This window comes from Bradyrhizobium sp. SZCCHNS1022 (assembly GCF_032484835.1).
Lineage (GTDB): Bacteria > Pseudomonadota > Alphaproteobacteria > Rhizobiales > Xanthobacteraceae > Bradyrhizobium.
Genome location: NZ_JAUETT010000004.1, coordinates 21,302 through 40,409, shown reverse-complemented (window position 1 = coordinate 40,409; position 19,108 = coordinate 21,302). Strand labels below are relative to the sequence as shown.

16 protein-coding genes are annotated in these 19,108 nt (G+C 63.9%); 5 read left to right on the top strand and 11 right to left on the bottom strand.

Annotation, left to right across the window (positions count from 1 at the left end; genetic code table 11):
- The first annotated feature begins 7 nt into the window (after positions 1-7).
- Both QX071_RS23105 and QX071_RS23100 read left to right on the top strand, forming a co-directional pair.
- Positions 8-3,085 carry an efflux RND transporter permease subunit gene (locus QX071_RS23105; RefSeq protein WP_315707063.1) on the top strand — a complete coding sequence of 1,026 codons (3,078 nt, stop codon included), beginning with the start codon at positions 8-10 and terminating at the stop codon, positions 3,083-3,085.
- 180 nt (positions 3,086-3,265) lie between these two features.
- Positions 3,266-3,973, top strand: a complete 708-nt coding sequence (locus QX071_RS23100; protein ID WP_315707064.1) for a PadR family transcriptional regulator — start codon at positions 3,266-3,268, stop codon at positions 3,971-3,973.
- A 184-nt stretch (positions 3,974-4,157) separates the two neighbouring features.
- Here QX071_RS23100 and QX071_RS23095 read toward each other — a convergent pair whose 3' ends face one another.
- Together QX071_RS23095 and QX071_RS23090 are read right to left on the bottom strand one after the other, a co-directional pair.
- Positions 4,158-4,994 carry a class III extradiol dioxygenase family protein gene (locus QX071_RS23095; protein ID WP_315707065.1) on the bottom strand — a complete coding sequence of 279 codons (837 nt, stop codon included), beginning with the start codon at positions 4,992-4,994 and terminating at the stop codon, positions 4,158-4,160.
- A 9-nt stretch (positions 4,995-5,003) separates the two neighbouring features.
- Complete coding sequence (locus QX071_RS23090) at positions 5,004-5,357, bottom strand: protocatechuate 4,5-dioxygenase subunit alpha (RefSeq protein WP_315707066.1); 354 nt, start codon at positions 5,355-5,357, stop codon at positions 5,004-5,006.
- Between the two features lie 123 nt (positions 5,358-5,480).
- Between QX071_RS23090 and QX071_RS23085 the strand changes: the two genes are divergently transcribed.
- Complete coding sequence (locus tag QX071_RS23085) at positions 5,481-6,413, top strand: LysR family transcriptional regulator (protein WP_315707067.1); 933 nt, start codon at positions 5,481-5,483, stop codon at positions 6,411-6,413.
- A gap of 20 nt (positions 6,414-6,433) precedes the next feature.
- Here the strand turns inward: QX071_RS23085 and QX071_RS23080 are convergent, their stop codons facing one another.
- The 3 genes from QX071_RS23080 to QX071_RS23070 all read right to left on the bottom strand — a co-directional run bounded on the left by QX071_RS23080 (position 6,434) and on the right by QX071_RS23070 (position 8,818).
- On the bottom strand, positions 6,434-6,811 hold the full coding sequence (locus QX071_RS23080) for a tautomerase family protein (protein ID WP_315707068.1): 378 nt from the start codon (positions 6,809-6,811) through the stop codon (positions 6,434-6,436).
- Between the two features lie 418 nt (positions 6,812-7,229).
- On the bottom strand, positions 7,230-8,318 hold the full coding sequence (locus QX071_RS23075; RefSeq protein ID WP_315707069.1) for an alpha/beta hydrolase family protein: 1,089 nt from the start codon (positions 8,316-8,318) through the stop codon (positions 7,230-7,232).
- Positions 8,319-8,344: 26 nt separating this feature from the next.
- Positions 8,345-8,818 (bottom strand): hypothetical protein, encoded by a 474-nt coding sequence (locus QX071_RS23070; RefSeq protein WP_315707070.1) that lies wholly within the window; start codon positions 8,816-8,818, stop codon positions 8,345-8,347.
- A gap of 569 nt (positions 8,819-9,387) precedes the next feature.
- Between QX071_RS23070 and QX071_RS23065 the strand changes: the two genes are divergently transcribed.
- Positions 9,388-11,139 carry an amidohydrolase gene (locus QX071_RS23065; protein ID WP_315707071.1) on the top strand — a complete coding sequence of 584 codons (1,752 nt, stop codon included), beginning with the start codon at positions 9,388-9,390 and terminating at the stop codon, positions 11,137-11,139.
- A 55-nt stretch (positions 11,140-11,194) separates the two neighbouring features.
- Here QX071_RS23065 and QX071_RS23060 read toward each other — a convergent pair whose 3' ends face one another.
- Entirely contained in the window at positions 11,195-12,112 is a 918-nt protein-coding gene (locus QX071_RS23060) for a PaaI family thioesterase (protein WP_315707072.1), read from the bottom strand.
- A gap of 307 nt (positions 12,113-12,419) precedes the next feature.
- On the opposite strand from QX071_RS23060, the gene QX071_RS23055 reads away from it, so the two are divergent.
- Positions 12,420-13,100 (top strand): hypothetical protein, encoded by a 681-nt coding sequence (locus tag QX071_RS23055; RefSeq protein ID WP_315707073.1) that lies wholly within the window; start codon positions 12,420-12,422, stop codon positions 13,098-13,100.
- Positions 13,101-13,318: 218 nt separating this feature from the next.
- On the opposite strand, the gene QX071_RS23050 is transcribed toward QX071_RS23055, so the two are convergent.
- The 5 genes from QX071_RS23050 to xylB form a co-directional block, all read right to left on the bottom strand.
- On the bottom strand, positions 13,319-14,254 hold the full coding sequence (locus QX071_RS23050; RefSeq protein ID WP_315707074.1) for a sugar-binding protein: 936 nt from the start codon (positions 14,252-14,254) through the stop codon (positions 13,319-13,321).
- A gap of 81 nt (positions 14,255-14,335) precedes the next feature.
- Entirely contained in the window at positions 14,336-15,418 is a 1,083-nt protein-coding gene (locus tag QX071_RS23045; protein WP_315707075.1) for an ABC transporter permease, read from the bottom strand.
- Positions 15,418-16,179 (bottom strand): ATP-binding cassette domain-containing protein, encoded by a 762-nt coding sequence (locus tag QX071_RS23040; RefSeq protein WP_315707076.1) that lies wholly within the window; start codon positions 16,177-16,179, stop codon positions 15,418-15,420. The genes QX071_RS23045 and QX071_RS23040 overlap by 1 nt, the downstream gene beginning before the upstream one ends.
- A 69-nt stretch (positions 16,180-16,248) precedes the next feature.
- The gene (gene xylA, locus QX071_RS23035; RefSeq protein WP_315707077.1) at positions 16,249-17,571 is read right to left on the bottom strand and encodes a xylose isomerase; all 1,323 of its coding nucleotides are present in this window, start codon (positions 17,569-17,571) and stop codon (positions 16,249-16,251) included.
- On the bottom strand, positions 17,568-19,025 hold the full coding sequence (gene xylB, locus QX071_RS23030) for a xylulokinase (RefSeq protein WP_315707078.1): 1,458 nt from the start codon (positions 19,023-19,025) through the stop codon (positions 17,568-17,570). The genes xylA and xylB overlap by 4 nt, the downstream gene beginning before the upstream one ends.
- Between the last annotated feature and the right edge of the window lie 83 nt (positions 19,026-19,108).

Sequence of the window (19,108 nt, the reverse complement as noted above, 5' to 3'; positions counted from 1 at the left end):
CCCCGTTATGCGCTTTACTGACATCTTCATCCGCCGGCCCGTGCTGGCGCTCGTGGTCAGCGCCCTGATCGTCGTGCTCGGGCTGCGCTCGATGACGACGCTGCCCATCCTGCAATATCCGCGTACCCAGAACGCCATCGTCACGGTCTCGACCACCTATGCTGGCGCGGATTCCGACATCATCGCCGGCTTCATCACCACGCCGCTCGAAAACGCGATCGCCCAGGCCAACGGCATCGACTACATGACGTCGACCAGCGTGACCGGCGCCAGCACCATCACCGTGAACCTGCGGCTGAACTACGACTCCGGCAAGGCGATGACCGAGATCAACGCCAAGGTGAACTCGGTGCTCAACCAGCTGCCCTCCGGCACGCAGCAGCCGACATTGACGTTGAAGGTCGGCCAGACCATCGACGCGATGTATATCGGATTTGCCAGCGACGTGCTGGCGCCGAACCAGGTCACCGACTACCTAACCCGCGTGGTGCAGCCCAAGCTGCAGGCAGTCGCGGGCGTGCAGACCGCCGAGCTGCTCGGGGCCAAGAAATTCGCGCTGCGCGCCTGGCTCGATCCGGACAAGCTCGCCGCCTATGGCCTGACCGCGAGCGACGTCTCAGCCGCGCTGTCGGGCAACGACTACATCTCCGGTCTCGGAACGACGCGGGGCCGGCTGGTGCAGGTCGATCTGGCCGCGGCGACCAATCTGCATTCGCTGGAGCAATACCGCAATCTCGTCGTCAAGCAGGTCAACGGCGCCATCATCCGTCTGCAGGACGTCGCCCGCGTCACGCTCGGCAATGATGATTATGATTCCGCCACCCGCTTCAACGGCAAGACCGCGGTCTATATCGGCATCCAGGTGGCGCCGACCGCCAACCTGCTCGACGTCGTCAACGGCGTGAAGGCGGTGTTTCCGGACCTGCAGAAGCAGCTGCCGAACGGCATCAACAGCGAGATCATCTACGACTCCACCGATTTCGTGAACTCTTCGATCAGTGAAGTGGTCCATACGTTGGCGGAAGCCATCGGCATCGTCATCGTCGTGGTCTTCCTGTTCCTCGGCTCGTGGCGCTCGGTGCTGATCCCGATCATTGCGATCCCGCTGTCCCTGATCGGCACCTTCGCGCTGATGCTCTTGATGGGCTTTTCCATCAACCTGCTCACCCTGCTCGCTTTGGTGCTCGCGATCGGCCTCGTGGTCGACGACGCCATCATCGTGGTGGAAAGCGTGCACCGCCTGATCGACGAGGGCGAAACGCCGGTCGAGGCCGCGATCCAATCGGCGCGCGCCCTGGCGAGCCCGATCATCGCCATGACCGTGGTGCTGATCGCCGTCTATGTCCCGGTCGGCTTCCAGGGCGGCCTGACCGGCGCGCTGTTCACGGAATTCGCGTTCACGCTGGCCGGCGCCGTGACGGTCTCGGCGGTGATCGCATTGACGCTGTCGCCGATGAATTGCGCCTGGCTGTTGCGGCGGACCGAGCGTGACGCGACCAATCTCGAAGCCCGCCTGGTGCGCGCCATCGATCACGTGATGGAATGGCTCGCCGGCGCCTATCGCCGTCGTCTCGAGGCGATGTTCCGGATGAAACCGGTGGTGGCCGTGTTTGCCCTGCTGCTGCTCGCCATGATCCCCTGGCTCTATTCGAGTTCGACCAGCGAGCTCGCGCCCGATGAGGATCAGGGCGTCGTGCTCTCTCTGACTTACGCCTCTCCATCGGCGACGCTGGAGCAGCGCCTGTTCTACGATCAGCAGCTGAATGATCTCATCGCCAATCGCCCCGAAACCAAGACCGTCTTCCAGATCGATACCTCCACCCAGGTGATTGGCGGCTGGGTGCTCAAGCCATGGGATCAGCGCACGGCGACCACCAAGACCTTGCAGCCGGAGTTCCAGCAGCTGCTCAACACCATTGCCGGCACCCGCTCGGTCGCGTTCCAGCCGGCGCCCCTGCCCGGCAGCAACGGCCTGCCGATCCAGTTCGTCATCGGCACCACCGGCTCGTTCGACGAGCTCAACGATGTCGCACGCGACTTCATGGCCAAGGCGCTGGCGAGCGGCCAGTTCATCTTCCTCGACAACGACCTCAAGATCGACAAGCCGCAGACCACGGTCGTGTTCGACCGCGAAAAAGCCGCCGATCTCGGCCTGAAGATGAGCGATCTCGGCGGTGCGCTCGCCACCATGCTGGGCGGCAATTACATTGACTACTTCAGCCTGGACGGCCGCTCCTACAAGGTGATCGCGCAGGTGAAGCAGAACGACCGCCTCACCACCGATCAGCTGCTCAACTACTACATCCGCGCCAGCGACAATTCGATGGTGCCGCTCTCGACGGTCGCGCATCTCGAACACAAGACCATTCCGGAATCGCGAAACCACTTCCAGCAGATCAACGCGGCAACGATCTCCGGCGTGGCGATGCCCGGTGTTGCGATGGGCGACGCGCTGGCGACCTTGAAGGGTCTCGCGAAGTCGCTGCCGGTGGGCTACTCGATCGACTATGGCGGGGCGTCGCGGCAGCTCGAGCAGGAATCCGGCGGCTTCGTTACCACCTTCGTGTTCGCGCTGATCATCATTTTCCTGGCGCTGGCTGCCCTGTTCAACAGCTTCGTCGATCCCGTGATCATCCTGGTCTCGGTGCCGATGTCGCTGGCGGGCGCGCTGATGTTCATCAGCCTCGGCATCGGCGGCGCCAGCATCAACATCTACACCCAGGTCGGCCTGGTGACGCTGATGGGGCTGGTGAGCAAGCACGGCATCCTGATGGTCGAGGTCGCCAACGAGCTGCGCGCAGCAGGCAAGGATCGCAACGAGGCCATCATCGAGGCCGCGTCGATCCGGCTGCGGCCGATCCTGATGACAACGGCGGCGATGGTGCTCGGCGTGATCCCGCTGATCACGGCGAGCGGGGCCGGCGCAGTGTCGCGCTACAATATGGGCCTCGTCATCGCGACCGGACTCGCCATCGGCACCCTGTTCACGCTGTTCGTGGTGCCGGTCGCCTACGCACTGATCGCCCGGCGCGGCGCGCACACCGAGGCCCATGCCGAGGCTCTGCCAGCGGGCGCGACGCATTAAGCGGCGCTTTGCGGACGACCTGATCCAACCAGCATCAAAAGGGGCGCCCAGCAGGCGCCCCTTTTATTTTGTCATTTACTTCAAAGACTTGGAGTATATCTCGGCAAATCCTCTCCGATGGCATTGACAAATGAAGCCGTTAAACGATATATCGTTTGTGTATAACGGAGGCTATCTCACATGAGACATCATCGCCATCACTGGGGTTTCCGGTACGGCAGCCGACATGACGAGCGCGACGACCGAGGCTGGGAGTACCAGGGCCGACATGGTCACGGCTGTCACCACGGCGCCGACGAAGCGAGGCTCGGCGAGCGCGGCCCCGGCGCTGGCCGACATCGCGGCCCTGGCTTCTTTGGACGCGGCGGCCGTGGTCCGCGCGAGGAGTTCGGCCGCGGCGGCGGCGGGCGCTTCTTCGGACCCGGCGATCTGCGCGCCCTCCTGCTCTGGCTGATCGGCCAGAAGCCGCGCCACGGCTACGACCTGATCAAGGCGGTCGAGCAGCTCGTCGGCGGCGCCTATTCGCCGAGCCCCGGATCGGTCTATCCGATCCTCAGCCTGCTCGAAGATCTCGGCCAGATCGAAGCGACGCCGAGCGACGGCGGCAAGAAGCTGTTCGCGATCACCGAGGCCGGGCGGCAAGTCTTGAAGGATGACGCCGCGGCGATCGAAGGCCTGTTGAGCCGTTTGCGCATCATGGCGCGGACCATGGGCGGCATGCGGCCGCCGGAACAAGTCTTCCAGGCCATGCAGACCCTGAAGATGGCGCTCGCCTTCCATGCTTCCGGCTGGAGCGAGGACGAGACCAAGCGCGTCAGCGACATTCTCAACCGCGCCCTCGCCGAGATCGAGGGCGAGACGGAAGGCGGCGGCGACCAGGCGATCTAGTCTAGCGCTCGGGCCACATCGGTCCGAGGCGAATGGGTGCGCTCGCCTCCCTCATAAACAAGCATATCAATTAGTTACTCGTCATGCCCGGGCTTGTCCCGGGCATGACGACGCGGAGACAGATGACCATAAGCTTAAGTCCTCATACGCCGTGGCCATGCCGCAGACGGGAAGAGGAAGAACGTCACGCGGGCTCCAGCACCATCAGTCCGGTCGCGGTATTCGAGATCGGGATGTGGTAGTTCGCATGCTCCTTGCGCACCTTCTCGGGCAACGCGCCGCGCGCGACCATCCAGTTCAGCAGTTCGACGCCTTGCGTGCCGGACAGCTCGACCAGCTCGGTGGTCGAATATTTCGTCGCCCAGGCCGGATCGTTGACCATGCTGTCCATGAACTTCAGGTCGAAATCCTTGTTGATGAAGCCGGCGCGCTCGCCGTCGAGCTGATGCGACAGCCCGCCGGTACCCATGATGACGACGCGCTCATCCCCAGGCCAGGACTCGATCGCCCGCGCCAGCGCCTGCCCGAGCTTGTAGCAGCGCGCCGCCGACGGCAGCGGCGCCTGCACCGTGTTGACCACGACCGGCACGACGCGCACCGGCCATTTCTGGTCCGGCCAGCACAGCGCCATCGGCAGCGTGAAAGCGTGATCGACCACCATCTCCTGGCAGGTCGTGAGGTCGAAATCCTCCGCCACCAGATGCTCGATCAGGTGCCAGGACAGTTCGGAATCGCCCTTGAACGGCGCCGTCTGCGGAATGCCCCAGCCTTCGTCGGCGTTGCGATATTCATCGGCGGCGCCGACCGCAAAGGTCGGCATCTTGTCCAGGAAGAAGTTCAGCCCGTGGTCGTTATACACGAGCACGACGACATCCGGCTTCACCTTGCCGAGCCATTCGCGCACGTGCGGAAAGCCGTCGAAGAACGGCTTCCAATAGGGATCCTGTTGCAGACCCTTGGCGATCGCACCGCCAATGGCAGGCACGTGCGAGGTGGTGATGCATCCTACGATCTTGGCCATGTGAGCCCCCTATCCCCTTGCCGCCAAGAGCTTGGCCTTGAACTGTTCCTTGGTGAGACCGGTCTGCTGCGCGCCGATGTCCTGCATGTCGAGCCCGAAAATACCGGCGAACTTGGCGAGGTAATATGCATTGCCGCCGGCCTCGATCAGCTGAAGCACGTTGCGGTTCCTGATCGCCTCGCGCTGCTGCGGGTTCAGGCCGTATTTGGCGCAATAGCCGTCTTCGTCTTCGACAAAGGCGCGGCGGTTGGCGGCCTCGTTGAACGAGTAGCACATCTTGTTCAGCGCATAGCCTTTGCGAGCCTGCTCGCCGTCGAAGATGGTGGTGCCGGGCACGGGCTGCCGGGCGCTCGGTGTGGGCATCGTCCTCTCCCTTGATCGCATGGTGGCACGCGCGATTTGAGCTGGATCAAACGCCGCGCCGCTCGTCCCTGCACTATTCCGACCGGACCTCCCCGAATAAAGGCGCCGCCTTCGATCTGATCCATGAGCCAATTCGATCATTTGGACCTCGACGGCCATCTGCTGCAGTTGCTGCTTGCCGTCATCGAGGAAGGCTCGGTGACGCGTGCCGCGCTGCGGCTCGGCGTCACCCAGTCGGCCGTGAGCCACCTGCTCGACAAGCTGCGCGCGATTACCGGCGATCCGTTGTTCGTCAAATCCGGCCGCGGCATCGTGCCGACGGCGCATGCGCAATTGCTGGCGGTTCGCGCCCGCGCCCTGCTCGACGACCTCAGGAGCTTCTCGCACGCCTCGGTGTTCGACCCGGCCCGGATCTCCCAAGCCGTGACAATCGCGGCCAACGATCTGCAGCGCGATCTCCTGCTGCCGTCCTTCCTGCGCTATGTGCGCGCGCAGGCGCCGGGCCTGCGGCTGCGCGTGATCCGCTCAGGCGCGCCGGCGCCGGAGCTGCTGCGCGAGGAGCACTGCGAGCTGATCATCACGCCGCGGCCGCCGGCGGGCAGCGACATTCTGCAGAAGCGGCTATTTACGGATATCTACCGCGTGTTTTACGACGCCACACAGCGCGAGGCGCCCACGACGCTGGAGGACTATCTCGCTGCGGATCACGTCACCGTGCTGTACGAGCCGCAGCGCCGCCTCGATATCGACGACGTGCTCGCCGAGCAAGGCATCATCAGGCGCTTCGTCGCACAAGTGCCCGGCTTCGGCGGCGTCGGGCCGTTCCTGCGCGGCAACCGGATGATCGCGACACTACCGAGCCTTTTGCGTGCGCATCTGCTGCGCGGGCTCGCCGTGGCGCCGGTGCCGGTCGCATGCCCCGACATGCCGATGTACATGGTCTGGCACTTGCGCCATCAGGACGACCCGATGCATCGCTGGCTTCGCCAGCAGCTTGAGCTCGTGGTGGCGCCGTGCCTTGCGGCCGCCGCGGAGTACATGCCGGCGATGGCGTGAACGCGCGCCCTGAACGACCCTCACGCGAATTGGGCAAGTCCGTGACCGACAGACCAGTTCTCTGTTGGAGCGTCGAGAACGTTCACGAATACATCCTCCGGCCGAATGCCGGGGCTTTCACCAAGCAGTTCCGCGATGCGCCGGAACAGGGCTTTCTTCTGCTCCACGGTGCGGGTGTCGAGCACAGTGATCCGGATGAACACGAGATCGTCGCTGCGGGCGACGCCGAAGGCCGAGCCGTAGCGAAAGTTCGCAGGCTCATGCTCGGTGATCGTCATGAACTGATCGTCTTCAGGCACATCAAGCGCATCGCGCATCGCGCGGTAAAGGCTGTCGAAGATCGCCTGCCGGTAGGCGTCCGGCTTGCCGGCGCGGAGAGATATGTGAATGAGCGGCATCGCGGGTCCTTTCTTGTTCCCGCACGTTAGTCGGATGCCGACTATTTTGGTACGTTATCGATATTGATTTCAGTGATAACGCTTCAAGATGACTGAACCGCCCCTCGACCTGGATGCCGTCCGGGTTTTCGTCCGTATCGCCGAGCCTGGCAGCTTCACGCTCGCGGCTGACGCCATGCGGACAACGCGAGGCCGCGGCCGTCATGGCGGGGCTCGGCGTTTGCTGCCCTGGCTCCGCAGACGTTACCGTTCGGCGCTGTCGATGTCAGGCCCAAGCTCGGGCTGGCCGATCTGCCGCGCCTGCCGGTGCTGCTTCACACGCGAGCGAAGGACGGACGGGGCCATGCGTTGGCGGCGCTGTCGGCGGCGTTCAGAAGTGCGGTGCACGGCTAATGGAAGAGAATTTGGCTTTCCACGCTCAGCGTAGATGCGCCGTGAAGAAATCGATCGCCGATCGCACCGTTTCGGCGTGGACCGCCTCGCGGTCGACACCCTCCGGGTCGCGGCAGGCAGCTCGGAGCATCACGCGTCCCGCCAGGGTGCACGTGCCAAAGAACACATAGTGGCCGGCGTGCGGGACGAGCTTCAGCGTCGCATGTGGGATCTCTTTGGCGAGAGCCGAGGCATTGGATGCCGGCGGCACGATCTCGTCGGCATCGCCGCTGATGATCGCAACTGGAAGCGAGATCCGACCGAGGCTCTCCGGCGTGAACATCGGCACCAGCCCCGGTGCCATGACGAAGGCGGCACGAATACGTTCATCGCGATAGGATCGGGTGGCACCGGCGTAGCGTTGGCGGAATTCGGGATCCGAGTTCAGGCGCACCAACCTTCTTTTTTGCAGGTCGGACGATTCCGGCGGCGGCTTGCACGATTCGTCGGCGCGCGGCGAGCGACAGAACGCCTGGAACTCCGCCGGATCGGTGATGCCGCCCCCGATCGCGATGACAGTGTAGCCGCCGGCGGAATGACCGGCGGCGCCGATGCGAGCGGGATCGATCCGACTGCCAAAGGTCTTATCATCGAGCATAGCATCAAGAGTCACGCTGAGATCGACGGCCCTCAGCCACCACAGCGAAAAGCCGTCGACGGTATTCTCCCGGGCGTTGTTGCCGGGATGATCGACTGCGACCGCGATAAAGCCGTGGGCGGCGAGCGCCGTGCCGAGCCAGCCGATCCCCGCCGCGGTCCCGCCGGCGCCGTGAGAGAGCAAAATGAGCGGACGCTTCAACCCGGCCGCAGGCACCGCGTCAGGGGCAGCCCGCCCGGCGCTGAAGTATGGAACGAAAGGCGGGCCGATCCATTGCGGCTCCTCTTGCACATCGGCCTCGGCCGGATACCAGATCATCGCGCGGAGGACGTGCGTCTTGGCCCCTCGCCAGTCGTAAGGCTCGGCCGGTCTGACATCGCGCTTAGTGACACCAACCTTGAAGGCGGTGTCATCGGCGTGCGCGACATTGAACGTCGCAAGCAAGATCAGCCACAACGACAGCCCCCTCATCCTCATATGTCGCTCAGGATCTTCTTCACCAATCAACTTGTTTGCTTTAGGGGCTTCTCTGCCGCTGGCTCCGACTTCATGTCCTCCCAATCCTTGGACATCTGCAAATCCATCGTCGACAGTGAATTTGAGACGGCGGCTATGTTATCTGCTGTTGGCGAGGCTGGAAGTTCGTATTGGAGCCGCCTCCTCAATGCCCGGAGTCCATCCGCTTTCCGATAGTGCCAATTCGCCTTTTGCTGAAATCCCACCTGGCGACTGAAGGTGGTGAATGCCACGGATAACGCTGAAACCAAACCCAGCTGCCATTTCTCGACCTCGTCGGACAATGATGGAACGAGCCCAAAAAGCGCGGCTAGACTCCCAGCAATCAGCGAGGCCCAGAGTAATCCTTGCGCCGAGAAATAGTTTGATCTTGCAAAGCGAAGGTAGCGCTTCTCGTCCGTCACGATTTCCGCAAGCAAGGCGCTCTGTCGTTTATCAAGAAGCGATGTGTCTTCTGGCATCGGCCCCCTCCAGCCTAAGTCCGCCAATGGTTGCCGAGACCGATTGATCTGCCATAGGGAAACTCGATTTGTCCGCCATTGGACAGCAAGAACAATCCGATTGCCGCAACCATGTCCGGTTCCGGCAGAACATCGGATGTGATATCGGTCTCGCGGCTTCTTTCCCTTCAGGTCGAGGCCATCGATGCCCTCGAGAAGCCTCAGCTTTGTCACGGCGACAACAGTGCGTAGTATCGCTGCCGGCTAAAGTTACGATCAACGCACTTATAGCACAGTATTCGCGCCACCGATACGCTGAGGCGCACTGCATGCAGTGCACGACGGACGCAGGCTACGGGCGGGGCAGCAGCTAGGCGCCTGACGACAGTTCCCCAACCGAGGTGCCTTTGAGATGGATCAATCTCCTCCTTCGCAGAGGCGGGGCATAGTTCGCGTGTCACTCGCCACCGACTTGCAGCAGCCCAGAAGGTCAAATCGCCATGTGCATCATGTGCAATTCGGCATTTGCCGAGGGACTTCGGACGATCTCGTTGTCGTCACGCCGGCAGATCCTGAAATCTGCGGCGACGATGACGACCGGAGCCCTGTTATGTGAGGCGGTTGGATCGGGCGCAGCACTGGCCGAGACAGCATCCTTTCAGGATATGCTCGATCAGCTCGATCCGAAAAAGCTGCCGGTGGCTACGATCTTTCGCGCCAAGGAGATCATTACCCTTGACCCGGCGCGGCCGTCGGCGACCGCTGTCGCGGTGCTAGGCGACCGTATTCTCGCGGTCGGCTCGCTCGAGGAACTGAAAGCCGCGGCCGGTGGCCAGCCCTACATCATCGACGACACATTCGCCGACAAAGTGATTGCGCCCGGCTTCCTCGCTCAGCACGACCATCCGCTTTTGACCGGCCTGACGATGATGTCGGAGATCATCGCCATCGAAGACTGGGTGCTGCCTTCCGGCACCATACCTGCCGCGCAGAACCAGAACGACTATCGCAAGAGGCTTGCGGAAGCGAACGCAAAGCTGAAGGACCCGAACGAGCTGCTGGTCACCTGGGGCTATGATCCCAGCTTCCACGGTGATCTGACCCGCTCGGATCTCGACAAGCTCAGCGGCACGCGGCCCATCATCGTCTGGCACCGGTCCGCCCACGAGTTCATCGTGAACACCAAGACGCTCGAAACCTATGGCATCGATGCGGCGTTCGTCGGAGCCATGTCAACGGAAGCCCAGAAACAATCCAATCTGGACGAAGGTCACTTCTGGGAAGGCGGCATGTTCGGGGTCGTCCCCAAGCTGCTTCCGGCCATTGCGACTCCCGAACGGGTTCAGCACGGACTCGAATTCGTCATGCGGTATTACCACGCCAACGGCGTCACCCTCGCCTGCGAACCCGGCGGCCTGTACTCGAAGCGGATGCAGGATGCCCAGAATGCGGTCCTATCCCGACCGGAAAGCCCCTTCCGCTTCTATTTCATCCCTGATGGGAAATCGATCATTGCGGCCTTCCCGGACACCGCCATCAGCGAGACAGAGAAGGTGCTCGGCTGGGGCCAGGGCATGACTGTCATGATACCCACGGCGATCAAGCTGTTCGCCGACGGCGCTGTCTATTCCCTGGCCATGCAGGTCCGCGAACCCTATCTCGATCGGCATCCCGGCCAATGGATCATGGATCCCAAGCTCTTCGCCAGGGCGTTCCAGGTCTACTGGGAGGCCGGCTATCAGATCCACATCCATGCGACGGGCGATGCAGGCCTGGACTTGGTCCTCGACAATCTCGAGGCCAACATGCGCCGTCATCCGCGTTATGACCACCGTACCGTCGCAGTCCACTTCGCGATTTCACAGCAGGATCAGATCGAGCGGATCAAGCGGCTCGGCGCCATCGTCAGCGGCAACCCCTATTACGTGACCGCACTGGCGGATGTGTACGCCAAGGAAGGGCTCGGTCCCGAGCGGGCCGATAACATGGTCCGCCTCGGCGACGTCGAACGGGCCGGCATCTCCTATTCTCTCCACTCGGACATGCCCATGGCCCCCGGCCAGCCGCTATTCCTGATGCACTGCGCCGTCAACCGGACCACCGTATCCGGCCGCGTGGCAGGACCCGATCAGCGCATTAGCCGCCTGTCCGCGCTCAAGGCGGTCACGCTCGAAGCCGCCTACGCGCTGCGACTGGAAAATGAAGTTGGAAGCATCGTCCCGGGCAAGCTCGCGAATTTCACGATCCTCGGCGAAAGCCCGCTGACCGTGGATCCAGCGAAGATCAAGGACATTCCGGTCTGGGGCACCGTCCATGAAGGACGGGTCCTGCCGGTCAAATGAAGGCAGCGCAGCCGGCACTTCCGGCCCGGCGCCGCGATGCCTCATGCGGATGTCGTCAGTCCTGATCCTGTCCCGGCGTCTGCCGCAGCATGAAATGGCCGAATGCGGTTGCGATCGGCTTGGCCGGATCGTCCTGCCAGGACCGGGCCTCGAAGGCGACCACGCGGCGGCCTTGCTTGACGATCGACGCTGACGCAACGCTGTCGAGCGCCCGCCCCGAGCGAAGATAGTTGATGGTCAGGTCGATCGGCTTTGGTAGCGCGGCGGTATCGAGCTCGCGCATCACCGTGACGATCGCAGCTGTCTCGAGGAACGCGCCGGTCATGCCGCCATGGATCGCAGGCAGCACGGGATTGCCGATGATCTGCTGAGAGAACGGCATGATGAGCGTCTCGTTCTCGGCGAGACGGATGCCGAGGCAGCGCGCGAACGGGCTGGTGGCGAACGGCGACGTCGCATCCTCCGGCGCCTCGAGCGGCGGCGGCGCGCCGGTGAAGGCCGGCCGGTCGGTGAGCATGTTGGTACGGTTGGCGCCGATCATGAAACAGGCGGTCGCGGTGGCAACCGGCGCGCTCTCCTCCCCCTGATAGGCCGTTGCACGTACGAAGGCGATCGAGCGCGTGACGCGAAAGCAAACGGCATGCGCCTTGATGTCGAACCCCGGCGTTGCCGGCTTTTGATAATCGATGCGCAGATCCAGCGTGGCGATCGCGCGCGTGCCGTCCAGCGCGAGCTGAACCGCCATGCCGCAGCTCTCGTCGAGCATTGCGGTGACGACGCCGCCATGGATCACGCCGGTGTCGCTGTCACCGACGAACACCGGGCGATAAGGCAAGGTCGACCAGGCTTCGCCGGGCGCGAAGCGGTCCATCCTCAGGCCGCTGATATGGCCGTAGACCGAGCGGCGGTGCCTGATCGCCTCGGCGAGTTCGTCGAAAGCCGACGGTACGGCAGGTGTCGGGGTGTCGGTCATGGTCGGATTTTAGAACATGATCCGGAGGAGGTGCGAGTTTTTTCCGGGAGCCCGGAATGGGCACGCCAGCATCAGCTCGCCGCGCCCGCCTTCAACGAGCCGTCGGCTATTCGAACAGAAAACTCAACCTCTGGCAGTGATTTACTCCTCCAATATCCGCCGAGCTACGTCTCTGTAGCTGCGCTGCCAAGCACGTGCTCTCCTGCAAATCTACGTGGAGAAAATGCTCCGCTGGCCGGGCACGCTTAGAACATTGGCAACCTTAATTTGATCATAATGCTCTCAATCGAATCCCGGAGACCTGTCGATGCGCAAACCCGCCAAGACGCCGCAGCTTCCGCCGAGCCGCGGTGCGGCCTCATCACGAATCGTCATGAGTCTGGCACTCGCCGTGAGCGCTGGAGCAGTGTGGTGGAGCACCGGCGGAGCCAAGGATTTCTCCTCCGCACGCGACGAGGCGCCCACCCTCGAGACGCGCGTTGCCGCCCTGACGTCGGAACTCAGCGAACTCAAGGCCGAGACGGCCAAGCTGCGCGAGCGTCAAGACGACACCTCCGGAGAGCTCCTCCAGCTCCGCGCCAGCCTCAGCGGTGCCGAGACCGGCCTCGCCACGCTGCGCACGGCCGCCGACGAGAGCGAGGTGCGCCGCCGCGACACCGCCGATAAGATCGAATCCAATATCGCGATGCTGAAGCGCCTGACGATCCGCCTGCGCACGGCACAGGAAGACACTGCGGGCCAGCTGGGCAGCCTCCAGGCGACTGCGGCGAACAATCAGATCGGCATCGACGAACTGCGCGCGAGCACCGGCGACATGCGCCAGCAGATCGCGCGTATCGAAATAGCCCGCGACGCGACCAGCTCGATCGGCCGGCCTCACAGGACTCATCGTGTCAGACGGGCAATGCGCGCTCCCGAAACCGGGCCGCAACTCTCGCAGCCATTCCTGGCGCAGTGGCCTGGCCTGGTGCCCGCGGGCCGCAATTGAGCTTTGAGTCTTGGTCCGGACTCATTGCCCCCCTGCCGCGCACCTCCGCGCGGTCTAGCACGAGCCTTGGTTGGTTCGGCTGGCCCATCAGAAAAAGAGGCGACCCAAGCATCGACCAAAGCCGAAGCGAGGGCCGCCAGTTTTCCCCGGGAGGAACCAAAGCGTTTTCAAGCGAAGTGGTTACCGGTTCGCCCAAAGAAAACGCGTTAGAACAATATTCAGTGTAAGAGCTGCGCGACGTTGTCCTTGGTCACGAGGTCGAGGCCGGTGTAGATGATCTCCGGCACCTTCTGGCCTTTCTTGATCGCGAGCAGCGTGTCCATCGCCTTCTCGCCCATCTCGAACGGCCGCTGTCCCGTGAGCGCGTTGGAATAGCCGTCGCGCAGCAATTCGAGCTGCATCTTCAGCGTATCCGCGACCACGAGCGTCAGCTTGCCGGCATTGATGTCCTTGCGGTTCTGGTTGACGAAGGCCTTGTAACCCTCCGGCGCGAACATCGGCCAGCCGCCGACCGGAATGATCGCCGCAAGATCAGGCGTGGCCGTGCGAAGATCGGTCATCTGCTGGACCGCGAGCGCCGGATCGTCGTTGCAGAAGGTCGGAGAACCCGCGACCTCGCCCCACTTGGAGCCCTTCAAGGCTTCGCGCACGCCGTCGACACGCTCCGCAAGGTTCTTGGCGCCGGGACCGCCGGAGACCATGGCGTATTTACCGCCTTCCGGCTTCAGCTGCAGCAGCTGCTTGCCGAGCGCGACACCGAAATCCTTGTTGTTGGTGCCGATATAGGCGATGCGCTTGGACCCCGGCGCATCGGAATCGAAGGTGATGACGGGAATGCCCGCCGCGGTCGCTTCGTCGATCGACTTGGTCATCGCGGCGACATCGGCCACCGAGATCGCGAGACCATCCACCTTCTGGGTGATGAAGTCTTGGATGATCTGGGCCTGGGTCGCGGGCTCGTGCTCGACCGGCCCCTTGTAAATACACTCGACATTGCCAAGCTCCTTGGCGCGCTTCTCGCAACCGTCGCGGGCGACGTCGAAGAACGGATTGTTCATGGCCTTCGGCACGATCACGAAGCGGTATTTTGTTTCCGCATGCGCCGGGGCCAGCATGACTGCGAGCGCTGCAGCCGCATAGAGCAGTTTCCTCATAGCCTTCCCTCCATGTCTATCCCTGTGATTGTCTGGCCGGGCGCGGATAGACTGACATTCACATCCCGGCCAGTATTGGGGTCACAGCAGCCGCGAGCGCAGGCGATCGACCAGCACCGCAGCGATGATGATCACGCCGACCAAGGCCTGCTGCCAGTACGAGCTGACCTGCGCGAGCACGAGCCCGTTGCGGATCACTTCGAGCAGTACGCAGCCGACGATAGCGCCGAGCGGCCCGCCGATGCCGCCGGCGAGATTGGCGCCGCCGATGACGGCGGCGGCGATCACGTTGAGCTCGTAGGAGGTTGCCATGTTCGCCGGCGCCGAGCCCAGCCAGCCGGAGATGATGATGCCCTGCAGCCCGGCCGCCAGCGCGCCGATCACATAGACCTCGATCTTGACCCGCCGCACCGCGACGCCGGTGAGCTCAGCCGCCTTCTCATTGCCGCCGATCGCAAATACGTGGCGACCGAAGCTCGTGTGGTGCAGCACCAGCCCCATCAGCGCTGCGAGCACCATGAGATAGATGAAGGGGATCGGCAGGCCGTACACGTCGCCTTGGGTGAGCGCGTAGAAATAGTCCGCGTCCGGGCCGCCCGGGAAGCTGCCCTTGCCGTTCGAGATCACGTATCCCAGTCCGCGCACGATCGAGAGCATGCCGAGCGTGGTGACGAACGGCGACAGGCCGAGGATCGCGATGCAGACGCCGTTGATGAGGCCGACGATCAGCGACACCGCAAGCCCGCACAATACCGAGATCAGCAGGATCAGCCCCGGCACATTGGCGACCACCGTCTTGCCGTCGGCGGCGAGATGCACGAACCACGACGCGAGCGGCTCGCCCGGAGTGGACAGCGCCGTCATCACCATCGAGGTGATCATCGCGGCAAAGCACATCATCGAACCGACCGAGAGGTCGATGCCGCCGGTAATGATGACGAAGGTGATGCCGAGGGTCGCGATCGCGATGAACGAGAAGTTCTTGGCGACGTTCTGCAGATTGCCCTCGGTGAAGAAATACGGGCTGGCGAAATTCATCACCACGATGAGGATCAGCAGCGCCAGGGTGACATAGGCGGTCTGCGAGGCGAACAGGCCGCGGTGCCACCACCTGACGGGACCGATATTGGTGAAGGAGATCTGGGCATCTGATGGCACGGACATCACGCAGCCTCCTTGGCGCCGGTGATCAGCGCGGTGATTTCTTCGGGACTGGTGTCGGCGATCGGCTTGTCGGCCCTCTTCTCGCCGCGGCGCATCACAACGACGCGGTCGCACACCGCGAAGATGTCGGGCATGCGGTGCGAGATCAGCATCACGGCGATGCCCTGCTCCTTCAGCCGGTGGATCAGGCTCAGCACCTGCTCGACCTGCCGTACCGAGATCGCCGCGGTCGGCTCGTCCATCATGACGAGCTTGGCATTCGACAGGCGGGTGCGCGCGATCGCCACCGCCTGGCGCTGGCCGCCCGACATGTCCTTGACGAGATCATGCGGCCGCGTCTCCGAGCGCAGTTCGCGAAACAGCTCCAGCGCGCGCGCCTCCATCGCCTTGTGGTCGAGCAGCGCGAGCGGGCCGAATTTGCGCTTCAGCTCGCGGCCGAGAAAGACGTTCGCGGCGGCGGTGAGATTGTCGGCGAGTGCGAGGTCCTGATAGACGACCTCGATGCCGACGCTGCGCGAATCCACCGGCCGGTAGAAATGCACGCGCTTGCCGTCGAAGTGGATATCGCCGTGGCTCGGTGGAAAATTGCCGGCGATGATCCGCACCAGGGTCGACTTGCCGGCGCCGTTATCGCCCATCAGTCCGACGACTTCGCCGGGACGGACGTCGAGATCGACGCCCTGCAGCGCGCGGATCGCGCCGAACTGCTTGCCGATTCCCTTCAGCTCCAGAACCGGTTGTCCGGTCGCCGCCGTGTTCATGGCGGTCCTCCCATGGATTATTTGTTGTTTTGTTTGTCTATTGCAGACGTTCGGCTGTCGTTCTGGTCGTCAGACGTAACGGTTCACCACACCTTCCAGATATTCCTGCCGGCCCGAGCGCGGCTTCGGATCAAGGCCGGAGCCAACAGCGCGATCGGCCAGATCGGCGAGCGAGCGCTGGCCGGTGAGAATGGCGCACCCCTCCTCGCTCTGCCAACCGGCGTAACGCTCAGCGAGCGGGGCGGTCAGCGCGCCGGCATCGAGCATATCGGCAGCCGCCAGGAACGCGCGCGCGCAGGCATCCATCGAGCCGACATGGGCGTGGATCAGGTCATCGGGGTCGATCGATTGCCGCCTGATCTTGGCGTCGAAATTGAGCCCGCCGGTGGTGAAGCCGCCGCCTTTGATGATCTCGTGGAACGCAAGCGCAAGTTCGGGAACGTTCATCGCGAACTGGTCCGTGTCCCAGCCCAACAGGTCGTCGCCGCGGTTGATGTCGATCGAGCCGAACACGCCCAGCGCCTGCGCCAGCGCGATCTCGTGCTGGAACGAGTGGCCGGCGAGGATGGCGTGGTTCTGCTCGATGTTGAGCTTGACGTCGTCGAGCAGATCGTAACGTTCCAGGAAGCCGTAGCAGGTCGCGACGTCGAAATCGTATTGATGCTTGGTCGGCTCCTTCGGCTTCGGCTCGATCAGGATCGGCCCCTTGAATCCGACCTTGTGCTTGTGCTCGACGACCAGCGAGACGAAGCGGCCGAGCTGGTCGAGCTCGCGCCTGATGTCGGTGTTGAGCAGCGTCTCATAGCCCTCGCGGCCGCCCCACAACACGTAGTTCTGTCCGCCGAGCCGGTGCGTGACTTCGAGGGCTGCACGCACCTGGCCGGCGGCATAGGTGAACACCTCCGGATCCGGATTGGTCGCGGCGCCCGCCATGTAGCGGCGATGCGAGAACAGGTTGGCGGTGCCCCACAGCAGCCGCACCTTGGCGGACGCCATCTTCTGCTCGAACAGATCGGCGATCGCGTTCAGGTTTACCACGGACTCCTTGAGCGTCGCCCCTTCCGGCGCCGCATCGACATCGTGGAATGTGAAGAACGGCACGTCGAGCAGGCGGAAGAGCTCGAAGGCGACATCGGCCTTGGCGCGCGCCATCGCCATCGCGTCATCGCCATGCTGCCAGGGTCGCAGGAATGTTTCGCCGCCGAACGGATCGCTGCCCGGCCAGCAGAACGAGTGCCAGTAGCAGACGGCAAAGCGCAGCTGGTCTTCCAAGCGCTTGCCGCCGACCAGACGGTCCTTGTCGTACCAGCGGAACGCCAGCGGACTGCGCGCATCCGCGCCGCCATAGGAGACCGTCGTGCCGGTCTGAAAGAATGGAGCAGAGATGTTCACGAGGCACACTCCTTCAAGGCAGGATAAAGCTTGCGCCATTGCGCATAGGCGTCGTCATAGGCGGCAACGAGCGGCGCGCGCGGGACGTAGCTTGCCAGCCGCAGGGGTCGTCGGCAGACCTCGGCGGGATCAGCGCCGGTTGCAGCGAGGCGGCCGAGCCGCGCAGCGCCCACCGCGGCGCCGACCTCGCCCTCCTCGACCCGGTGCACGACCACGCCGAGCACATCGGCGGCGATCTGCGCCCACAGCGGCGAGCGCGAGCCGCCGCCGACGAAATCCAGCTCCGTGATCGGCCGTCCGCCGTCGCCGAGCGCCACCAGCATGTCGCGCGCCGCAAAGGCAACGCCTTCGAGCACCGCCTGCACCAGCTCGTTTCGTCCGGCCGCGCTACGCAGGCCGACGAAGGCACCTGCGGCAGTCGCGTCATTGTGCGGGGTCCGCTCGCCATCGAGATAGGGCAGGAACTGTACTTGGCTCGGCCGCGTGACGGCGTCGCCGAGCGGCGCCAGAAGATCGGCCTCGGAGCTATCCAGAATACGCGCGAGCCAGCCCAGCGACGCCGCGGCCGACAGCATCACGCCCATCTGGTGCCAGAGCCCGGCGAGCGCGTGGCAGAAAGCATGTACCGCCAAAGCCGGTGCCGGAGCGAAGCGATCGGTGACACGGAACAGCACGCCCGAAGTCCCGAGCGAGAGGAACGCATCACCGGGCGCGATCGCGCCGAGGCCGATCGCGCTCGCCGCGTTGTCCCCGGCGCCGCCGGCGATGACCACGCCAGAGCTCATGCCCCAGCGCCGCGCCAGATCAGGAGAAAGCACCGCGCAGGGCTCGTTGCCTTCGACCAGCCGCGGCATATGACTGAGATCGAGGCCGGTCGCGGCGAGAAGCGTTTCCGACCAGCGGCGATGACCGACATCGAGCCACAGCGTGCCGGCCGCGTCCGACATGTCCTCGACCATTTCACCGCTCAAGCGATAGCGCACATAGGCCTTCGGCAGCAGCACCTTCGCTACTCTTGCAAAGACCTCCGGCTCGTGATGCGCGACCCACAACAGCTTGGGCGCGGTGAAGCCGGGCATTGCGAGATTGCCGGCGATAGCGTGCAGCTCGGGACAGCGCCGCTCGAGCTCGGCGCATTCGGCGTGTGAGCGGCCATCATTCCAGAGAATGGCCGGCCGCAGCGGATGACCATCGGCGCCAAGCAACGTCGCCCCGTGCATCTGTCCGGACAATCCGATGCCGCGCACCGCTGCCGTCTCGCGCGGATGCGCGCGCACGAGATCGTCGACAGCACCGATTGCGGCATCGACCCAGCTTTCCGGATTCTGCTCGGACCACAGCGGCTTCGGATGTGACAGCGCAAGCGGCCGCGAGGCGGTGGCGACCAGCGCGCCCGTCTCGTCCTCCAGCACGGCTTTCACGCCGGATGTGCCGACGTCCAATCCGAGATACACGCAACTCCTCCCACGCCATCCGTTCGTCACCGGCGATCTCTGTCGCCTTGCCTCGACTTTCTCGCCTGCCTTTTTCTCGCCTG